17 protein-coding genes are annotated in these 15,811 nt (G+C 44.6%); 8 read left to right on the top strand and 9 right to left on the bottom strand.

Going from position 1 to position 15,811, the window contains the following annotated elements; all coding sequences use genetic code 11:
- Nucleotides 1-5: 5 nt before the first annotated feature.
- The 5 genes from fmt to QVL57_RS02670 all read left to right on the top strand — a co-directional run bounded on the left by fmt (nucleotide 6) and on the right by QVL57_RS02670 (nucleotide 6,127).
- Nucleotides 6-914, top strand: a complete 909-nt coding sequence (fmt, locus tag QVL57_RS02690) for a methionyl-tRNA formyltransferase (protein ID WP_290077304.1) — start codon at nucleotides 6-8, stop codon at nucleotides 912-914.
- Nucleotides 911-1,678, top strand: a complete 768-nt coding sequence (truA, locus tag QVL57_RS02685) for a tRNA pseudouridine(38-40) synthase TruA (RefSeq protein ID WP_290077302.1) — start codon at nucleotides 911-913, stop codon at nucleotides 1,676-1,678. The genes fmt and truA overlap by 4 nt, the downstream gene beginning before the upstream one ends.
- A 67-nt stretch (nucleotides 1,679-1,745) precedes the next feature.
- Nucleotides 1,746-2,606 carry a transporter substrate-binding domain-containing protein gene (locus QVL57_RS02680; protein WP_290077301.1) on the top strand — a complete coding sequence of 287 codons (861 nt, stop codon included), beginning with the start codon at nucleotides 1,746-1,748 and terminating at the stop codon, nucleotides 2,604-2,606.
- 31 nt (nucleotides 2,607-2,637) lie between these two features.
- The gene (locus tag QVL57_RS02675) at nucleotides 2,638-4,542 is read left to right on the top strand and encodes a lysine--tRNA ligase (RefSeq protein ID WP_290077299.1); all 1,905 of its coding nucleotides are present in this window, start codon (nucleotides 2,638-2,640) and stop codon (nucleotides 4,540-4,542) included.
- 4 nt (nucleotides 4,543-4,546) lie between these two features.
- Entirely contained in the window at nucleotides 4,547-6,127 is a 1,581-nt protein-coding gene (locus QVL57_RS02670; protein WP_290077298.1) for a peptide chain release factor 3, read from the top strand.
- Here QVL57_RS02670 and rmuC read toward each other — a convergent pair.
- From rmuC to QVL57_RS02655, 3 genes are all read right to left on the bottom strand, one after another.
- On the bottom strand, nucleotides 6,124-7,077 hold the full coding sequence (gene rmuC / locus QVL57_RS02665) for a DNA recombination protein RmuC (RefSeq protein WP_290077296.1): 954 nt from the start codon (nucleotides 7,075-7,077) through the stop codon (nucleotides 6,124-6,126). The genes QVL57_RS02670 and rmuC overlap by 4 nt on opposite strands.
- Entirely contained in the window at nucleotides 7,062-7,667 is a 606-nt protein-coding gene (locus tag QVL57_RS02660; RefSeq protein ID WP_290077295.1) for a hypothetical protein, read from the bottom strand. Before QVL57_RS02660 ends, rmuC begins: the two co-directional genes overlap by 16 nt.
- Nucleotides 7,668-7,836: 169 nt before the next feature.
- Nucleotides 7,837-8,331 (bottom strand): hypothetical protein, encoded by a 495-nt coding sequence (locus QVL57_RS02655; RefSeq protein ID WP_290077294.1) that lies wholly within the window; start codon nucleotides 8,329-8,331, stop codon nucleotides 7,837-7,839.
- Between the two features lie 237 nt (nucleotides 8,332-8,568).
- Here QVL57_RS02655 and argB point away from each other — a divergent pair, with 237 nt between their 5' ends.
- On the top strand, nucleotides 8,569-9,489 hold the full coding sequence (gene argB, locus QVL57_RS02650; protein ID WP_290077293.1) for an acetylglutamate kinase: 921 nt from the start codon (nucleotides 8,569-8,571) through the stop codon (nucleotides 9,487-9,489).
- An 18-nt stretch (nucleotides 9,490-9,507) separates the two neighbouring features.
- Complete coding sequence (dapD, locus tag QVL57_RS02645) at nucleotides 9,508-10,329, top strand: 2,3,4,5-tetrahydropyridine-2,6-dicarboxylate N-succinyltransferase (protein WP_354669859.1); 822 nt, start codon at nucleotides 9,508-9,510, stop codon at nucleotides 10,327-10,329.
- A 120-nt stretch (nucleotides 10,330-10,449) separates the two neighbouring features.
- On the opposite strand, the gene hemW is transcribed toward dapD, so the two are convergent.
- Nucleotides 10,450-11,631: a radical SAM family heme chaperone HemW gene (gene hemW, locus QVL57_RS02640; protein WP_290077291.1), complete on the bottom strand. Its 1,182-nt coding sequence runs from the start codon at nucleotides 11,629-11,631 to the stop codon at nucleotides 10,450-10,452.
- Nucleotides 11,632-11,778: 147 nt separating this feature from the next.
- Here hemW and grpE point away from each other — a divergent pair, with 147 nt between their 5' ends.
- Complete coding sequence (gene grpE, locus QVL57_RS02635) at nucleotides 11,779-12,321, top strand: nucleotide exchange factor GrpE (protein ID WP_290077288.1); 543 nt, start codon at nucleotides 11,779-11,781, stop codon at nucleotides 12,319-12,321.
- 46 nt (nucleotides 12,322-12,367) lie between these two features.
- On the opposite strand, the gene QVL57_RS02630 is transcribed toward grpE, so the two are convergent.
- The 5 genes from QVL57_RS02630 to QVL57_RS02610 form a co-directional block, all read right to left on the bottom strand.
- Complete coding sequence (locus QVL57_RS02630) at nucleotides 12,368-13,072, bottom strand: outer membrane beta-barrel protein (protein ID WP_290077286.1); 705 nt, start codon at nucleotides 13,070-13,072, stop codon at nucleotides 12,368-12,370.
- Nucleotides 13,073-13,286: 214 nt separating this feature from the next.
- Nucleotides 13,287-13,559, bottom strand: coding sequence for a hypothetical protein (locus QVL57_RS02625; protein ID WP_290077284.1), 273 nt, complete (start codon nucleotides 13,557-13,559; stop codon nucleotides 13,287-13,289).
- 15 nt (nucleotides 13,560-13,574) lie between these two features.
- A complete protein-coding gene (locus QVL57_RS02620; RefSeq protein ID WP_290077282.1) occupies nucleotides 13,575-14,297 on the bottom strand; it encodes an outer membrane beta-barrel protein in 723 nt (240 codons plus the stop codon).
- Nucleotides 14,298-14,310: 13 nt separating this feature from the next.
- Entirely contained in the window at nucleotides 14,311-15,036 is a 726-nt protein-coding gene (locus tag QVL57_RS02615) for an outer membrane beta-barrel protein (RefSeq protein WP_290077281.1), read from the bottom strand.
- 13 nt (nucleotides 15,037-15,049) lie between these two features.
- Entirely contained in the window at nucleotides 15,050-15,796 is a 747-nt protein-coding gene (locus tag QVL57_RS02610; RefSeq protein WP_290077279.1) for an outer membrane beta-barrel protein, read from the bottom strand.
- Nucleotides 15,797-15,811: the final 15 nt, after the last annotated feature.

Below are 15,811 nucleotides of genomic sequence, written 5' to 3'. Positions count from 1 at the left end.
TTGTTATGCGTATAATTTTCATGGGTAGTCCGTCTTTTTCAGTTCCTTTTTTAGCCGCCCTTCACCAAGCTGGGCACGAGATTGTGGCGGTATATAGCGCGGATTTACGGGTGCGCTCGCGCCGTGGCGAGCAGCTAGAGCATTGCGCTGTTGCTAAATATGCCATAGAGCATAATTTGAATCTGCGCACGCCAAGAAACTTTAGAGATCCGGCGGCGGTTCAAGAATTCATAGATTTCCAGGCCGATCTTTGTGTAGTGGTGGCCTATGGGGTTTTATTGCCCGAGCCAATTTTGCAGGCGCCAAAACATGGTTGTTTAAATGTACATCCTTCGCTTTTGCCGCGTTGGCGCGGTGCTGCGCCAATAGAGCGCGCTATTGCCGCTGGGGACAATTATACGGGCGTGATGATAATGCAGATGGATAGCGGCTTGGATACTGGCCCCGTGGCGCTAAGCGCAATAACCAATATCGATCAGCGCAATGCGCAAGAACTGCGCGAGCATTTGGCGCAGCTGGGCACACCATTGCTGATGGAGGCGCTGAGGCGGATAGAGGCCGGGGAATTGCTGTTTCTATCGCAGCTGGGCGAGCCTGTTTATGCGCATAAAATTATCAAGGAAGAAACGCGCATGCATTGGCATCATACCGCGTTTGAGCTCTATAATAAAATACGCGCTTTTGCACCACTTCCCGGGGCTTGGTGTTATATGCAGCTAACTTCGCATTCTGGCAAGCAAAAAACAGAGCGGGTAAAGATTCTTTCTGCTAGTTTGGAAGAAATTGCCACGCCAATGAAAAGAATTTGCGGCGATGGGGACAGTTTATACATATTAAGCTGTAAAAGGCCCGGTGGGCGCGAAATGCCAGTTGAAGAATTTGTAAAAGCCTATAGTAATATCGAATTCTTATGAAGCAGCGCTATCGTATAGATATCGAGTATGACGGCACAAATTATCATGGCTGGCAGCGGCAAAAAGCGCAGCCAGGGCAGCCAGAGCTAGAAACAGTTCAGAAAGCTATCGAGCAAGCCATAGAATCATATGCGCAAGAGCGGGTAAGCCTTGTTGCGGCGGGCCGTACCGACGCTGGTGTGCATGCGCTGCAACAAGTGGCGCATTTTGACTTGGGCAAAGCCAGGTCTGGCATAGAGATCGCCGCGGCGCTTAATTTCTACCTCTGTGCTGCGGGGCATCGCATTGCTGTTTTAAAGGCGCAGCCTGTTTCAGCAGAGTTTTCGGCTAGATTCAGTGCAAAAAAGCGGCATTATCTATACCGAATCATTCAGCGGCGGGCGCCCTTGGTCTTGCAGGCCAACCGGGCCTGGCATGTGCCGCGTGACCTAAATGTACCGCTGATGCAGCTGGCCGCGCAGCTTTTGGTTGGCACCCATGATTTTAGCTCTTTTCGCGCTGCAGAATGCCAGGCAAAAAGCCCGGTACGCACAATTGATTCTATCGAGATAACCAGGCGCAGCGAGGGTCTGATTGAAATGCGAGTAGTTGCGCAATCTTTTTTGCACAATCAGATTCGGGCCTTTATGGGCAGTTTGTATAATGTGGGTATTACGCGCTGGACTAGCGAGGATTTGGCCCAAGCCTTGGCCGCAAAGTCACGTGCTTGTGCCGGGCAAAATGCTCCGCCCTGTGGTTTGTATTTAAAAAAAATTGAATATTAGCAGGCACATAGAGCGATATTTAAAAAAACGTCTTGCCAAGGTTGCATCTTTGGATTAATAACAGCCGATGAAAGTATTTATTATAACATTGCGAATTTGCTTTTTGACTGCTTTGTGCATAAGGATATCTTTCTTTTCCAGTATAGAGGCGGTAGGTTCATCCCTGCTGCCTCTATCAGCCAAGCACGCAATGTTTGGCCCGGATGTACCGGATTTAAGCGACTTGCCGCATCTACGTTTCTTAACTAGCAACGATTTTTACCCCTTTAATTACGAAACGCCAGACGGTCATATGGCTGGCTATAATATCGACTTAGCCAAAGCAATATGCCGTGAATTGCATATGATTAATAAATGCCAGGTGGAAACAGTGCCCTTTGACCAATTGCCCAACAAGTTGCGTAGTGGCGAAGGCGAGGCGATAATTGCTGGCTTGCGGCTAGAAGGGGCTGGTGGGGCAAAGGATATTAGCTTTACGCGGCCTTATATGTTATTTCCGGCACGATTTTTAGTTATACGCTCTAAATTCGACCCGCAGACGGCAAAAGTTGCTGGCAAAGAGCTTGGCGAACAACGCATTGGCGTTTTGGGCGGCACCTCGCATAGCAATATGCTGCACATATATTTTCCCAATATAAAATATTTTTTATATAAGAGTATAGACCAGTTGCAAGAAGATTTAAATCGTGGCAATATAGATGCTATCTTTGGTGATGGTCGCATTTTGGCTAGCCTACAAGGCGACTATGTCTTTGAAGGCAAGGCGTATTATAACGAGCGTTTTTTGGGCTCTGGCATGAGAATTGCCGCGCTTACGAAACGGCAAGATATTTTGGCCGCGCTGGATTATGCTTTAGAGCAAATTAAACGTAAGGGTGATTTAGAACGATTATATTTTCGTTATTTTCCCCGTGATTTTTATAGTTAAATGAGTATTGTAAAGATATGAGCACCTTGTTATGAGTTTAGTTGGGCCAGATTTGTTGGAGTTCGTGCGGTCTTGTACGAGCTGGTGTTTTGAAGAAGCCGAAAAGCTTATGCATAGGCTAAACGCGGCTCGAGATAACAAAAAAGTTGTTATCTTTGAAACTGGCTACGGACCTTCTGGACTGCCCCATATTGGCACCTTTGGTGAGGTTGCGCGCACCCTGATGGTAGCGCATTGCTATGATTTAATTAATAAAACCAATTCTAGGTCAAAGCTTATCTGTTTTTCAGATGATATGGACGGCTTTCGTAAGGTGCCGGGCAATGTGCCCTGCCAAGAAGAAATGGCAGCCTATCTTGGCCAGCCTTTAAGCGTTGTGCCCGACCCTTTTGCCCTAAAAGAGCTGCTGCAGTCTACGCGGGATGAAGCAAAAATCAAACGCGAGATTAAGAAATTGCCAAGCTTTGCGGCTAGCAATAATGCTAGATTGCGGGCCTTTCTTGACTATTTTGGTTTTAAATATGAATTTGCAAGTGCTACGGAGCATTATAAATCTGGCAAATTTGACAGCACATTGCAAAAAATGATGCAAAATTACGACCAAATTATGCAGATTATGCTGCCAAGCTTGCGGGCTGAGCGTCAGGCAAGCTATTCGATCTTCTTGCCCATAAGCCAAGTTACCGGCCAGGTTTTGCAAGTGCCGATTTTAAGCAGAAATGAGGCAAAAGGCACAATAATTTATAAAGAGCCAACAACTGGCAAAGAAGTTGAACAGAGCATTTTTGGCGGTAGCGTTAAATGTCAATGGAAGGCCGATTGGGCCTTGCGCTGGGTAGCTTTGGGCGTTGATTATGAAATGGCTGGCAAGGATTTGATAGATTCGGTGGCTTTGTCTAGTAAAATCTCCCAGAAACTTGGCAGACTGCCCCCCGCTGGCTTTAATTATGAATTATTCTTGGACGAAAATGGCCAGAAAATTTCTAAATCAAAAGGCAATGGCCTAACCATAGAGCAATGGTTGAAATATGCACCAAATGGCAGCTTGCGCTTATATATGTATCAAAAGCCAAAAAGTGCCAAGCGCCTGTCTTTTGATATTATTCCGAAAGTGGTTGATGAATATTATAAATATTTGAAATCCTATAGGCAGTCCTTTGTTGATCTTAGCCGAGTTGATTTAGACAAATATGTTAATAACCCACTATATTTTGCTTATAGCGGCGATGATATAGACGAGGATGTACCCCCGCTTAGCTATGCCTTGTTGTTGAATTTAGTAAATGCTACGGGCAAGAATGCAAGCGAGGAGTTGTTGTGGAACTATCTTGTACGCCTCTATGGTGCTGAGGTTAGAAATAACCGCACTGTTACCAAATTAATCAAATATGCGATTAATTATTATAAGGATTATGTTGCTTCAACTATAAGCTTGGCCACGGCCACGCCATTTGAAGCAGAGGTGCTGCATAAACTATATGATTTAATCTCGTCTATGCAGCAAAGCAACACCATTCAGGGTGATGAGATACAAAACAATCTGCTTAATTTAGCCCGGCAATATGAGGCCTATCAAGACCCTAGCAAAAAGAATAGTGCTGGGCAGATAGCGGTTAATGGCGCATTTTTTCAAATGCTGTATAAAACTTTGCTGGGGCAAGCAAGCGGCCCGCGCTTGGGCTCGTTTATCGAGCTTTATGGCCTGCAAGAAAGCAAACAATTGGTGGGCCAAGCAATATGGCGCTCTGCTATAGCTAGAATAGAAGCGGCAAAACTCTGGGCCAAGCAAGAGCCAGAATATAAGCAGCTGCTAGCCCAGGCTGAGGCAGTGCAACATGCCCCAGCTACCCAGGCAGATTTGGAGCTTGGGGTTATTAGCCCCGCCTTGCTAGAGTTAGAACAGCTCGCTGTGCAAATGGAAGCATTGCAGCAATAGAACAATGAACGCGACGGAACAGCAAAATAGCATTAAAGAGCAGGTAGCGCGCCGGCGTAGCTTTGCTATTATCGCGCATCCCGATGCAGGAAAAACCACACTTACAGAAAAATTGCTGCTATTTGGTGGGGCAATAAATCTAGCTGGTGAGGTCAAGGCAAAGCGGGCAAAGATACAAACGCGCTCTGACTGGATGCAGCTAGAGCGCGAGCGCGGTATTTCTGTTGCTACCTCGGTTATGACTTTTGAATATAAAGATTGCGTGTTTAATTTGTTAGACACCCCCGGGCACGAAGATTTTGCCGACGACACTTATCGCACGTTAAGTGCGGTAGACAGCGCGATAATGGTGCTAGATGCGGCAAAGGGTATAGAGCCGCGTACGCTAAAATTATTCGAGGTTTGCCGGTTGCGTGATATTCCTATTATTACTTTTGTTAATAAAATGGACCGCGAAGCCCGCTCGCCGCTAGAGATTTTAGACGAAATAGAGCAAAAATTAGCGCTTGACGCTGTACCGTTTAATCTACCAATTGGGCAAGGGCAGCAATTCTGTGGTATTTATAATTTGGCTTCTAGTTTTATTCGCCGTGCTGATTCGCAGCCAGTGCAAAATATTGCTGCAGCAGAAGCGGTAAATATACCTAATCAATTGCAGCTCGATAATTTTGCCGCGGCGCAATTTTGCGAATCATTAGAAATGGTGCAGGGCTTATGCAAAAGTTTCGACCAGGATTCTTATCTGCAGGGCCATATGACGCCGGTTTTTTTCGGCACGGCACTGCGTGACATTGGTGTAGTAGATTTGATCGAAGCGTTGGTCGAGCACAGCCCTAGCCCGGGTCCTACAGCTAGCCAAACAAGAATTGTACAGCCAGATGAGCCAAAGCTAAGCGGCTTTATTTTTAAGATTCAGGCAAATATGGACCCGAATCATCGTAGCAGCTTGGCTTTTATGCGGGTTAGCTCTGGCGTTTTAAAACGCGGCATGCGGCTGCATATTGTGCAGAGCGGTAAATCGGTGAATCTTGCCGCGCCGCAATTTTTCTTTGGCGCGCGCCGTGCCCTGGCCGAGCAGGCTTTTGCGGGCGATGTGGTTGGGCTGCCGAATAATGGTAATTTTGCCATTGGCTATAGTTTAAGCGAGGGCGAGGGTTTAGAATTTTTAGGCGTACCGCATTTTGCCCCGCAAATAATACGCAATATCCGGACTGGCAATAGTTTAAAGGCGAAAAATTTGAATCAAGCTTTGCGCGCTTTGGCTATGGAGGGGGCGGTACAATTATTTTTTCCCGAAAATGGCGAAAATGTGTTAATTGGCGTGATTGGCGCGCTGCAGCTGGATGTGTTGCAGGCTCGGCTACAGGGCGAATATAATCTTGAGGCGCGGCTAGAGCAAAGCCGCTATAATGTTTGCCGCTGGGTAACTGGCGCTGGCGCTGCTAATTTTGCTGCCATGCATAAGAATGATATGGCACGGGATAATAGTGGGGCGCTAGTTTTTCTGGCCAGCAGTGAATTTTCGCTAGAATATGAGGCAAAGCGGGCGCTAGATGTTGAGTTTCTTGAGCTTAAGCCGCTTTAGCGCTCTGTGCCTAGCTCTTCGATTTTTTCGCCGCGCTTGGTGATTCGTGCGCAGGACGTAGCGATATCGCTAAAATCTTTTTCAAATAAAATAAAACGCTTTTGTACATCATTTGCTTGCTTCATTAATTTGCTGATATCTAGCAATAAAGTAGTAATTTCGGCCTGAATCAAGCGTGCGTTATTGCACATATTAACCTCGCGCACTAGGGCTTGCACAATTTTTACCGTTAGCATCAAGCTATTTGGCGAGGTTAGCACCACGCGCTCGCGGCTGGCCAGCTCTAGCAGCATGGGGCAATGTTGGGCGATATAGGCATAGATTGATTCGGCAGGTAGAAAAATAAAGGCCATGGCTTGCGTTTCGCCGGGAATGATATATTTTCTGGCTACATCGGTGATATGTTTTTTCATGTCGCTTAGAAAAGTTTTATGCGCTAGTTCGGCCCGTAATTTTTCGCCCTTTAGTGTTGCTTCTTCGATAGCGGCGAATGATTCGAGTGGAAATTTCGAATCAATGGCCAAGGGCGTGTGATTCGGTGGCAAAAACAGCACGCAATCTGGCCGCACGCGGGTAGAAAAACTGTATTGCATGGCATATTGTGCGGCGCTTAGCTCGTCGCGGATAATTGATTCTAGCTTTTGCTCGCCATAATAGCCGCGCTGCTGCTTGGCACCTAGCATGTGATGCAGATTTACAAAACTTGTGCTTAGATTATCTAGCTGCTGCTGTGCTCGGTCAATTACCCCTAGCCGGTGTTGAATTGCTGCCAAGGCTTGGCCAAAGCCGCCTAGGCTGTTGTTGCTTTGCAATTGTGCCTGCGCTAGGATTAATTGTTGTTTATAGTCGGCTAGCTTGGTTTTTAAATAAATTATATAGCCGATTGCGGCTAGGCATATGAAAAACGCGGCGGATAAATATAGGTAATTCGGCACTACATATAACCGCAAGAGCGTAGCTGTTGGGCGTAGATATTGGCTTGTATGGCAACATTATGCGCGAGTTGGCGTAGTTTGGGGCTAGCGCCTTGTGGTCCTGATTTTGCAAAGGCGGACCAGCCCATATGGTAGCTTAGATATAATTCATACGCGTTATGCGGATTTATGCCAGCTTTCATTGCGCTAGTGCGGTGATACCAGGCAATAAAGTCGATGGCGTCGCCAAAGCTACTGCGCGAGGCTGCAACATTGCCAGTGCGTAGCTTATATAAGCGCCAAGTGCCGTCTAGCGCCTGGGCGTAGCCAAATGCGCTAGAGATATGCCCCCACGGGATGATGCCTAATAGATATTGACGTTTTGAAAAAGCAGTAGAGCGAAAGCTAGATTCTGCCTTGATGGTGGCCAGCAAAATTGGCATATCGATTTTATATTTGTCCGAGGCTGTTTTAGTTTGCTGATACCAGTCGCCGAAAAAACTATGGCCCTGGGCAAAAATCGTGCAGGCATTGCCTGTATTCGTAATATGTGGGGAGGTACAGCTGGTTAAGAAGGTCAGAATGATAAAAACCAGGCTAATTTTGGTTTTATTCAAATATTTCATAGCTGTCTACAAAACTAAAAGGGGTTTTGGGGTTGTTGCCTATGGTGTTAAAAACAACAACCCCTTCGGAAGTTAGCAATTTAGTTGGCGACTGAATTTGCTAACACCCATTTAACTAAAGGTAGTTAAATGATAATTTGCAATTTACAGGCAAAAGGTTAACAAAAGGTTAACAACTTTCTTTTAATGCAAATTTTTTTCGCATTAAATTAATTTTTATGCGTTGGCTCTTTTCAATATTGCGGCAATGGGTGGCAAAAAACGCTGGCGTAGGCGGATAGGTCATGTTTTGCTCTGGCACTAAGCCTTTTAAAAAATCTTGCAGAGCTTTTTCTATAAGATAGCGGCTAAAGTCGCTGAGCGAAAAAATATAAGCTCCGGCTAAGGGTACCACATTGGCGTAGTTGCGGGCAGGAAAACCGCTGAATAATACTTCTAGCGATCTGGCCAATTCTTCGCGGTTTATTGGCTGGGCTAATTGCTGCTCTATTACGTCTAGTCGCTGCGCCATGGCGGCTATTTGCTCGGCATTGGGCTTTTGCCCTGGCTTAAACTCCATGCCTGTGGGTAGCGCTAGGCGAGACATTAGGTCTTTATACGTTTCTTCTAACCATAGCCATTGGGCTTGGTGTTGCAATTGAAAGGGTGTTTTTTCTTTTTTCATAATTTATATTTTTCTCCTAATATATTCTATTGATATATTATTGATATATTAGTGTGACATGGTGTCACATCCTTTATGCTCTAAATGTCGCAAGTGTATGTGACATTTTAAACTATTAATTAGCAAAATAAAACACGCTTTTTTGCGGTAGCTTCGTGAATCTGTAGCAGGAATTGCTTGACTTTTGCGGCTTGTTTGTTATTGCTGTAGGTGCAAAATTAGCTTATGGGGTATATTATGGTAGAAGCAGATAATAGAGGCCAAAAGCGGCCTAAACTTGGTGGGGTAGACCCAGCGCATTTCTTGATGAAGGCGCTGCCGATGTTAAAGGCCTATGAGGGCGAAAAAATTGTAATAAAATATGGCGGCCATGTCATGGGCGAAAATAAATTGGGCGAGCTTTTTGCCCGTGATATCGCCCTGTTGAAGCAAATAGGGCTTAGCGCGATGATTGTGCATGGCGGCGGCCCGCAGATAAATGATATGCTCGCTCGCTTGGGCATAGCCACGCATTTCGAAGCGGGCTTGCGGGTAACAGACGAAGCCACGCTAAAAGTGGCAGAAATGGTGCTGTGCGGCGATATTAATCGCAATTTAACGGCCCAATTATGTCGGCATGGGGCCAATGCTATGGGCCTAAGCGGGCGCGATTGTAATATGGCGCTGGCGGCAAAAACCTACAAAACTACTATTGACCCACAAACAAATCGTGAAAAAGTTTTGGATCTTGGCTTGGTAGGCGAAATAGAAGAGTTTAACACTCATACGCTGGACATATTATTGTCGCAGGACATTACTCCGGTATTGGCGCCTATTGCGGCCGACGCTACTGGCATTGTGTATAATATTAATAGCGACAGTTTTGCTGGCGCGCTAGCTGGTGCGTATAATGCCAAGCGCTTGATTTTCTTGACAGACGCGCCCGGTGTGTTAGATGCCGAAGGCCAGCTGATACGGCGCTTATCCATTAGCAAAGCCCGGCAACTGATTCAAGAGCAGGTGATAACGGGTGGAATGCTGCCAAAGATAGAAACCTGCATTAAGGCGGTAGAAAGTGGCGTACAGGCTGTGGTGATTTTAGACGGAAAATTGCCGCATGCGATTTTCTATGAATTATTCACCACTGAGGGTATTGGTACATTAATTGTAGCAGATTGAGTTAGGGAGAGATAGCTTATGGAAAGTAAAAATAGATTAGCCCAGTTGGTAAGTGAGGCTTATAGTCAGAATTTAAATGACAGCCAGACGGTGCGGATTATAGAAAATGTTATCGACGCGCTAGACCATGGCGCGTTGCGCGTAGCCGAGCAGGATATAGAGGGCAAATGGCAAGCCAAAGAATGGGTAAAGCAGGCGATTTTGCTGTATTTTCGTTTTAACCCCACCCATATGATGGGCGATAAGGTAAGCGGCGTGTTTTATGACAAGATAGAGCAAAAATTTGCCACCTGGACCGAGGATTTGTTCAAATATGCGCGTATTCGTGTGGCCCCCGGTGCAATTGTGCGTACAGGCAGCTTTATTGGCCCCAATGCGGTGTTAATGCCATGTTTTGTCAATATCGGTGCTTATATTGGCGAAGGCACGATGGTAGATAGCTGGGCTACCGTTGGCTCTTGTGCGCAAATTGGCAAAAATGTGCATCTTTCTGGTGGCGTGGGTATTGGCGGCGTGTTGGAGCCTTTGCAAGATAGCCCGACTATTATCGAAGATGGCTGCTTTATTGGGGCACGTAGCGAAATTGTTGAAGGCTGCGTAATAGGACAGGGCAGTGTTTTAAGCATGGGCGTTTATATTGGTAAATCAACAAAAATTATTGACAGAGAAACGGGCGAGATTCATCAGGGCTATGTACCGCCTTATAGTGTGGTAGTGCCTGGCTCTGTGCCTAGCAAGGGCGGGGTGAATTTATATTGCGCTGTTATTGTTAAAAAGGTTGACGAAAAAACCAGGGCAAAAACTTCTGTAAATGAATTGCTAAGGGGAGTTGACTCTTAGTATTGCTGTATGCTATATAAGTTTTGTTAGTAACTTCTCCGGATACAAGACTTGCTAGTTACTATACGTTAGTTGGCAGAGAAATCTGCCAACTATTTTTTTATGTGCGGCCTTCGCCCCTCAATCCTTTGCCGAAGCCAAGATTTTGCTAGCGATGTAGTCGCTGAACATTAGCCCCTTACTGGTAATAGGTAAATAGCGATTGTTTTTATCGCGTATTTTGCGCACTAGTCCTGCTTTTTGTAGCTCTGCTATGACTTCCTTTTTTAAAGGCCGTTGGTTTAAGACAGTATAAGCCCATAGATCAATGCCTCTTTTTATCCTAGTATTATTTACCAGCAGTTCTTCTGCTTGTTCGGCCCAGCTTAGCACATTAAGCTCTTCCACCGCTATGCCTTTTATACTGGCGTCTTTGTGCCAAATCTCGGGGTCTTTTTTATTAAAGACGGCGATTCGGCCATTTATACCACTAAATGATACACGTGAGTGGGCACCTGGTCCGGCTCCGATATAGTCACCACTGGTCCAATAATTCATATTATGTTTGCATTCATAGCCCGGTTTGGCGTGATTTGAAACTTCATAGGCTGGCAAGCCTGCTTTGCGCATAAATCTCTGTGTGAATTTATACATCGCGGCGGCGGCGCTAGCTTCCATCACTTCCATCTTACCTCGTTGGACTAGAGAGGCAAATTTGGTACCTTGTTCGATTGTTAGCTCATATAGTGACATATGTGGTAGATCGTACGCTAGGGCCGTCTCAAGCTCTTTTTGCCATGATTCTATCGTTTGCCCTGCTCTGGCATAGATTAAATCAATAGAGATATTGTCAAAATATCTCTTGGCGGCTCTTATGGCTAGGTGAGCAGCCTTTACATCATGCGTGCGGCCCAAAAACTCCAACCCTTCTTGTGTAAAGGATTGTACGCCTATCGATAGCCTATTTATGCCTGCTTCGCGATAGACTTTGAACTTTGCGCGCTCGGCACTAGAAGGGTTGACTTCTAAGGTTATCTCGACATTTTGCGCTAAATTAAACTGTTGCCTAATGAAACTTAAAATGCGGGCTACTGTGGAGCCGCTCATCAAAGATGGCGTGCCGCCACCAAAGAAGACCGAGGTAATTTGACGCCCTTTTATGTATCCTCTAAGATTCACTAACTCGCGTATTATTGCGATTAGGTATGTTTTTTCTTTTACATCCTCTTTTTGCTTATGCGAATTGAAATCGCAGTAGGGACATTTTGCCACGCAAAATGGCCAGTGAATATAAATTGCTGCTTTATTACTTTGTATATACATTTTACTAAACCCATTATGGTTACGCATATTGCTGTCAACTTTAACTAGAGGATTCATTTACATTGATAATTTACATTTCTACAACTTTATTTTACTATCTTGAACCATTAAATAAATAATAGACAAGTAAATAACTAAGGTGCAAACATGGAACATCACGAAAATTCGCCCCAGGAAAATACTCCTATAGAAGTAATAGCCGAAAACGAGAGTAAAAAGCAAGGATTAGAAGAACAACTTCTAGAAGCAAAGGACCGTATTTTACGTCTCGCTGCGGAAGCAGAAAATATTCGCAAGCGTGCAGCGAGGGAAATTAGTGACGCAAAAACCTACGCAATTCAAGGTTTTGCGAGGGAAATGCTTCCCGTATGCGACAGTTTAGAACGTGCATTAAAAGCTGAAAAAAATAATGAAAAAAATAATAATTTTTCTGCTTTTTTTACTGGTGTTGAGATGACTCAGGGTATTTTATTGAAGGCATTGGAGAATATGCAGGTAAAAAAGATGGTTGCAGAGGGCGCTATTTTCGACCCAAACTTTCATCAGGCCATGTTTGAGGTGCCAGTAAGTGATGCCGAATCTGCAGGTAAGGTGGCCAATGTTATTCAAGACGGTTATACGATAGGCGACCGTGTATTACGCCCCGCTTTAGTAGGCATAACTAAATATAAGCCAGAAGAGCAGGCATAAAAAAAGCCGGGATAGTAACCTATCCCGGCTTGCTATAAGCTTTTTTTTAGAATTTATAGGCTGCACCAATACGAATTTGATGAGATTTGGTTTCTATAGCTGGGTCAGCGTGTAGTAAAGTGTTATCGATAGCTATAGCATATATATCTTTAATCTTAATTTGGCTAAAGCGGTAATCCAAGCGCAAGAGCATATTATGGGCTAAGGCATAATCCAAGCCGCCACCAATATTCCAACCCAGATAGGTTTTCTGCTTTTTAGCATCTCTTAAGCTAAATCCTGGGTTTATCACGCTAAGGCCAGCATGTACTGCCGAAAGCCCGCCCGCTAGATATGGCATTACGCGGCCCTGGGCAAAGCCTAGGCGTAAGCGAGCAGCGGCTAGAGCGCTTTCTTTATATTTAATATACGGATCGTTGGTAGAGGAGTTTTCGCTTGAATGATAGTCTATATTACCATCTAAACCTAAAACAGCATGGCTGCCAATAGCGATATTATAGCCAGCGAATAAGCCTGCAGCGGGTGTTTCTTTTGGCTTTACCAGTAAGTTGGTAAACAAATCGCTGCCATCAGTCTCATGGAATTTATTCATTACCACGCCCGCTTCGAAACCTAGATAAGGTCCCGCCCAGCTAAAAGCTGGAGCTATATGAATGGGTTGCTTGATAATAATATCAGCAGCATTTGCTATAGGGGCAGTGCCTAGCATTGTGCCCATTGCCATAGCAGCGAAAAGTACTTTAGTTTGCATTTATATGTCCTTTAGTTTAGTATATGTAGGCAGGTCACTGGCCGAATTAATTGCGTGATAATTAATATTTCCATCTATGCCAAAAATCGCATGGCGGCCAGCCGCGATATTATAGCCAGCAAACAATCCAACTAAAGGTTGTTCCTTTGTTTTAGTATTTATATACTATACTATACTATACTATACTGTACCGATATGAGATTTGCAAGCTCTATTAGTTTTTAGCATTATCTGCACCTACTGCAGCTATTTTCGTGCCAGGTTCAGCCCTCAGATAAGACCGCACCATAATTGTTTTGCCGTGTTCAGATTTTATATAAGGCCTTACTATAACTGTCTTGGGTGCCGTTGCTGGTTTTATAACTGGAACCGCCTTTGTCCTAACAGCTAGTGGTTTTGTAATATGATGCCTTGTCAGGTGAGCCGCATTTGCGCTAGAGGCGCAAGCAAATATTGCGACAGTAGAAAGAAGGGCTTTAAGCTGCATTATTAATTTCCTTAGTTAGAATTTATATGCCGCGCCAATGCGGAGCTCGTGGGCTTTCGTTGCTATATTTGGATTTGCTTGTATTAAAGAATTGCTAGCATCTATAGAATATATATCTTTAATTTTTACGCGGTTAAAGCGATAATCAGCGCGTAAAAATACGTTTTTTGCTAAAGCAAAATCTATACCGCCGCCGATATTCCACCCGATATAAGTTTTTTGTTTGTTACTATCGCTATTAATAACGGTAGGGTTAGTTAAGCTTAGCGCTGCTCTGTTTGCCGAAAGCCCACCAGCTATATAGGGCAAAACACGGCCCTGGGCGAATCCAAGCCTTACCCGAGCAGCGGCCAAGGCGCCTTCCTTATATTTAAGATGCACGGTGTCTTTTTTAGCCGATTCAATTGAATGATAATCAATATTAGCATCCAAGCCCAAAATAGCGTGGTGGCCAAGCGCGAAATTATAACCAGTGAATAACCCTACCGATGGCTGCTCCTTTGGCTTAATAAGCGTGGCCAGATAACTATCATCCTGCAGCGGGGAATGTAGTTTAGTAATTACCACACCGGTTTCAATACCTAGATAAGGCCCCGCCCAGCTAAAAGCGGGTGCAGCAGGAGCTACCACCACTTTTGCTATAGGCGTTGGCCTTATAACATCGGCCGCATTGGCCAGCGGTACATAGCTCAGTACGGTGCTGGCTATAAAGCTTGTTAAAAGCGCCTTAAACTGCATTTTCTGTTTCCTTTTAGAATTTATACGCTGCACCGATACGAATTTCATGAGATTTTGTCTTGGTATTTGCATTGAAGCGATGCCAAACATTGCTAACATCTGCCATATACAAATCTTTGATTTTAATTTGGCTAAAGCGATAATCAAGGCGCAAGAACATATTACGCGTTACAGAATAATCTATACCGCCACCTATATTCCAACCAAAATAGATCCTCTTTTTGTTGATATTTTGAGGATTACCTGTAGCATTATCTACGCTAAGGCCAGCATTGGCAGCGGAAAGTCCGCCGGATATGTATGGTAGAGCGCGGCCCTGCGCTAAGCCTAAGCGTAGGCGAACAGCGGCTAAAGCGTCTTCCTTATATTTAACATATTGCGTTGTTTCAGTAGGCGATTCTATTGGATGGTAATCTATATTCGCATCCAAACCTATAATTGCTCGTTGTCCCATAGGCATATTAAAGCCTGTATATAACCCCAATAAAGGGTGAGCTTTTGGCTTAGCTATTAATGGTACATAATTAGGCGGGGTGCTATTAGTAGAGCGGAACTCATTCATTACCACACCGGTTTCAATACCTAGATAAGGCCCCACCCAGCTAAAAGCGGGTGCAGCAGGCGCTATCATCACTTTTGATATAGGCCTTGGCCTTATAACATCGGCCGCATTGGCCAGTGCTGCATAGCTGAGCACAGAGCTAGCTGTAATACTTGCTAAAAGCGCCTTAAACTGCATTTTTCGTTTCCTTTTAGAATTTATACGCTGCACCGATACGAACTTCATGAGATTTTGTAGTGATATTTAGATCTTCTCTGTGCAAAACATTGTTGAGATCTAGAGAATATAAATCTTTAATCTTAATTTGGTTGAAGCGATAATCTAGGCGTAAGAGCACATTATGAGCTACAGCATAATCTATACCACCACCAATATTCCAACCTATATAAGCCTTTTGCTTTTTAATTGCAGCTGTGGGGGTTGCTGTATTGTATAGGCTGAGTGCCCCCCTTGTTGCTGAAAGTCCTCCAGCTATATAGGGCAAAACACGGCCCTGGGCGAATCCAAGCCTTACCCGAGCAGCCGCCAAAGCACTTTCTTTATATTTAACATAAAAACTGCCTTGATCGAGGGACTCTATAGAATGATAGTCGATATTACCATCTAAGCCTAGAATAGCGTGCTTCCCAAGCGCGAAATTATAGCCTGCAAATAATCCTACTGATGGCTGTTCCTTTGGCTTAATAACAACGCTTGCAAGGTCATCATCCCCATCAATGCCATGGAATTTAGTCACTACCAAACCCATTTCCGCTCCTAGATAAGGCCCCGCCCAGCTGAAAACTGGCGCAGGTGGCATTACTACAACTTGTCTTACTGGTGCTGGCTTTTTGACATGATGTGGGTGATGTTTTATAACATCAGCTGCATTGGCCAGCGGAGCGTAGCTAAGTATTGCACTTGCGGTTATGGTTGTGAAAATTGTCTTAAATTGCATATTAAATATTCCTTA

Origin of the sequence: Bartonella sp. TP, assembly GCF_030406085.1 — a bacterium.
GTDB lineage: Bacteria > Pseudomonadota > Alphaproteobacteria > Rhizobiales > Rhizobiaceae > CALTWN01.
Note: the sequence above shows the minus strand (reverse complement) of the source record. Positions and strands in the feature narration are given on the sequence as shown.

Bases quoted from the DNA above. Each gene is read 5' to 3' on its own strand.
- QVL57_RS02610 (WP_290077279.1), bottom strand. From the start codon at position 15,796: ATGCAATTTAAGACAATTTTCACAACCATAACCGCAAGTGCAATACTT.
- QVL57_RS02680 (WP_290077301.1), top strand. From the start codon at position 1,746: ATGAAAGTATTTATTATAACATTGCGAATTTGCTTTTTGACTGCTTTG.
- dapD (WP_354669859.1), top strand. From the start codon at position 9,508: ATGGAAAGTAAAAATAGATTAGCCCAGTTGGTAAGTGAGGCTTATAGT.
- truA (WP_290077302.1), top strand. From the start codon at position 911: ATGAAGCAGCGCTATCGTATAGATATCGAGTATGACGGCACAAATTAT.
- hemW (WP_290077291.1), bottom strand. From the start codon at position 11,631: ATGTATATACAAAGTAATAAAGCAGCAATTTATATTCACTGGCCATTT.
- QVL57_RS02670 (WP_290077298.1), top strand. From the start codon at position 4,547: ATGAACGCGACGGAACAGCAAAATAGCATTAAAGAGCAGGTAGCGCGC.
- QVL57_RS02625 (WP_290077284.1), bottom strand. From the start codon at position 13,559: ATGCAGCTTAAAGCCCTTCTTTCTACTGTCGCAATATTTGCTTGCGCC.
- fmt (WP_290077304.1), top strand. From the start codon at position 6: ATGCGTATAATTTTCATGGGTAGTCCGTCTTTTTCAGTTCCTTTTTTA.
- QVL57_RS02620 (WP_290077282.1), bottom strand. From the start codon at position 14,297: ATGCAGTTTAAGGCGCTTTTAACAAGCTTTATAGCCAGCACCGTACTG.
- QVL57_RS02660 (WP_290077295.1), bottom strand. From the start codon at position 7,667: ATGAAATATTTGAATAAAACCAAAATTAGCCTGGTTTTTATCATTCTG.
- QVL57_RS02630 (WP_290077286.1), bottom strand. From the start codon at position 13,072: ATGCAAACTAAAGTACTTTTCGCTGCTATGGCAATGGGCACAATGCTA.
- QVL57_RS02615 (WP_290077281.1), bottom strand. From the start codon at position 15,036: ATGCAGTTTAAGGCGCTTTTAGCAAGTATTACAGCTAGCTCTGTGCTC.
- QVL57_RS02655 (WP_290077294.1), bottom strand. From the start codon at position 8,331: ATGAAAAAAGAAAAAACACCCTTTCAATTGCAACACCAAGCCCAATGG.
- grpE (WP_290077288.1), top strand. From the start codon at position 11,779: ATGGAACATCACGAAAATTCGCCCCAGGAAAATACTCCTATAGAAGTA.
- QVL57_RS02675 (WP_290077299.1), top strand. From the start codon at position 2,638: ATGAGTTTAGTTGGGCCAGATTTGTTGGAGTTCGTGCGGTCTTGTACG.
- argB (WP_290077293.1), top strand. From the start codon at position 8,569: ATGGTAGAAGCAGATAATAGAGGCCAAAAGCGGCCTAAACTTGGTGGG.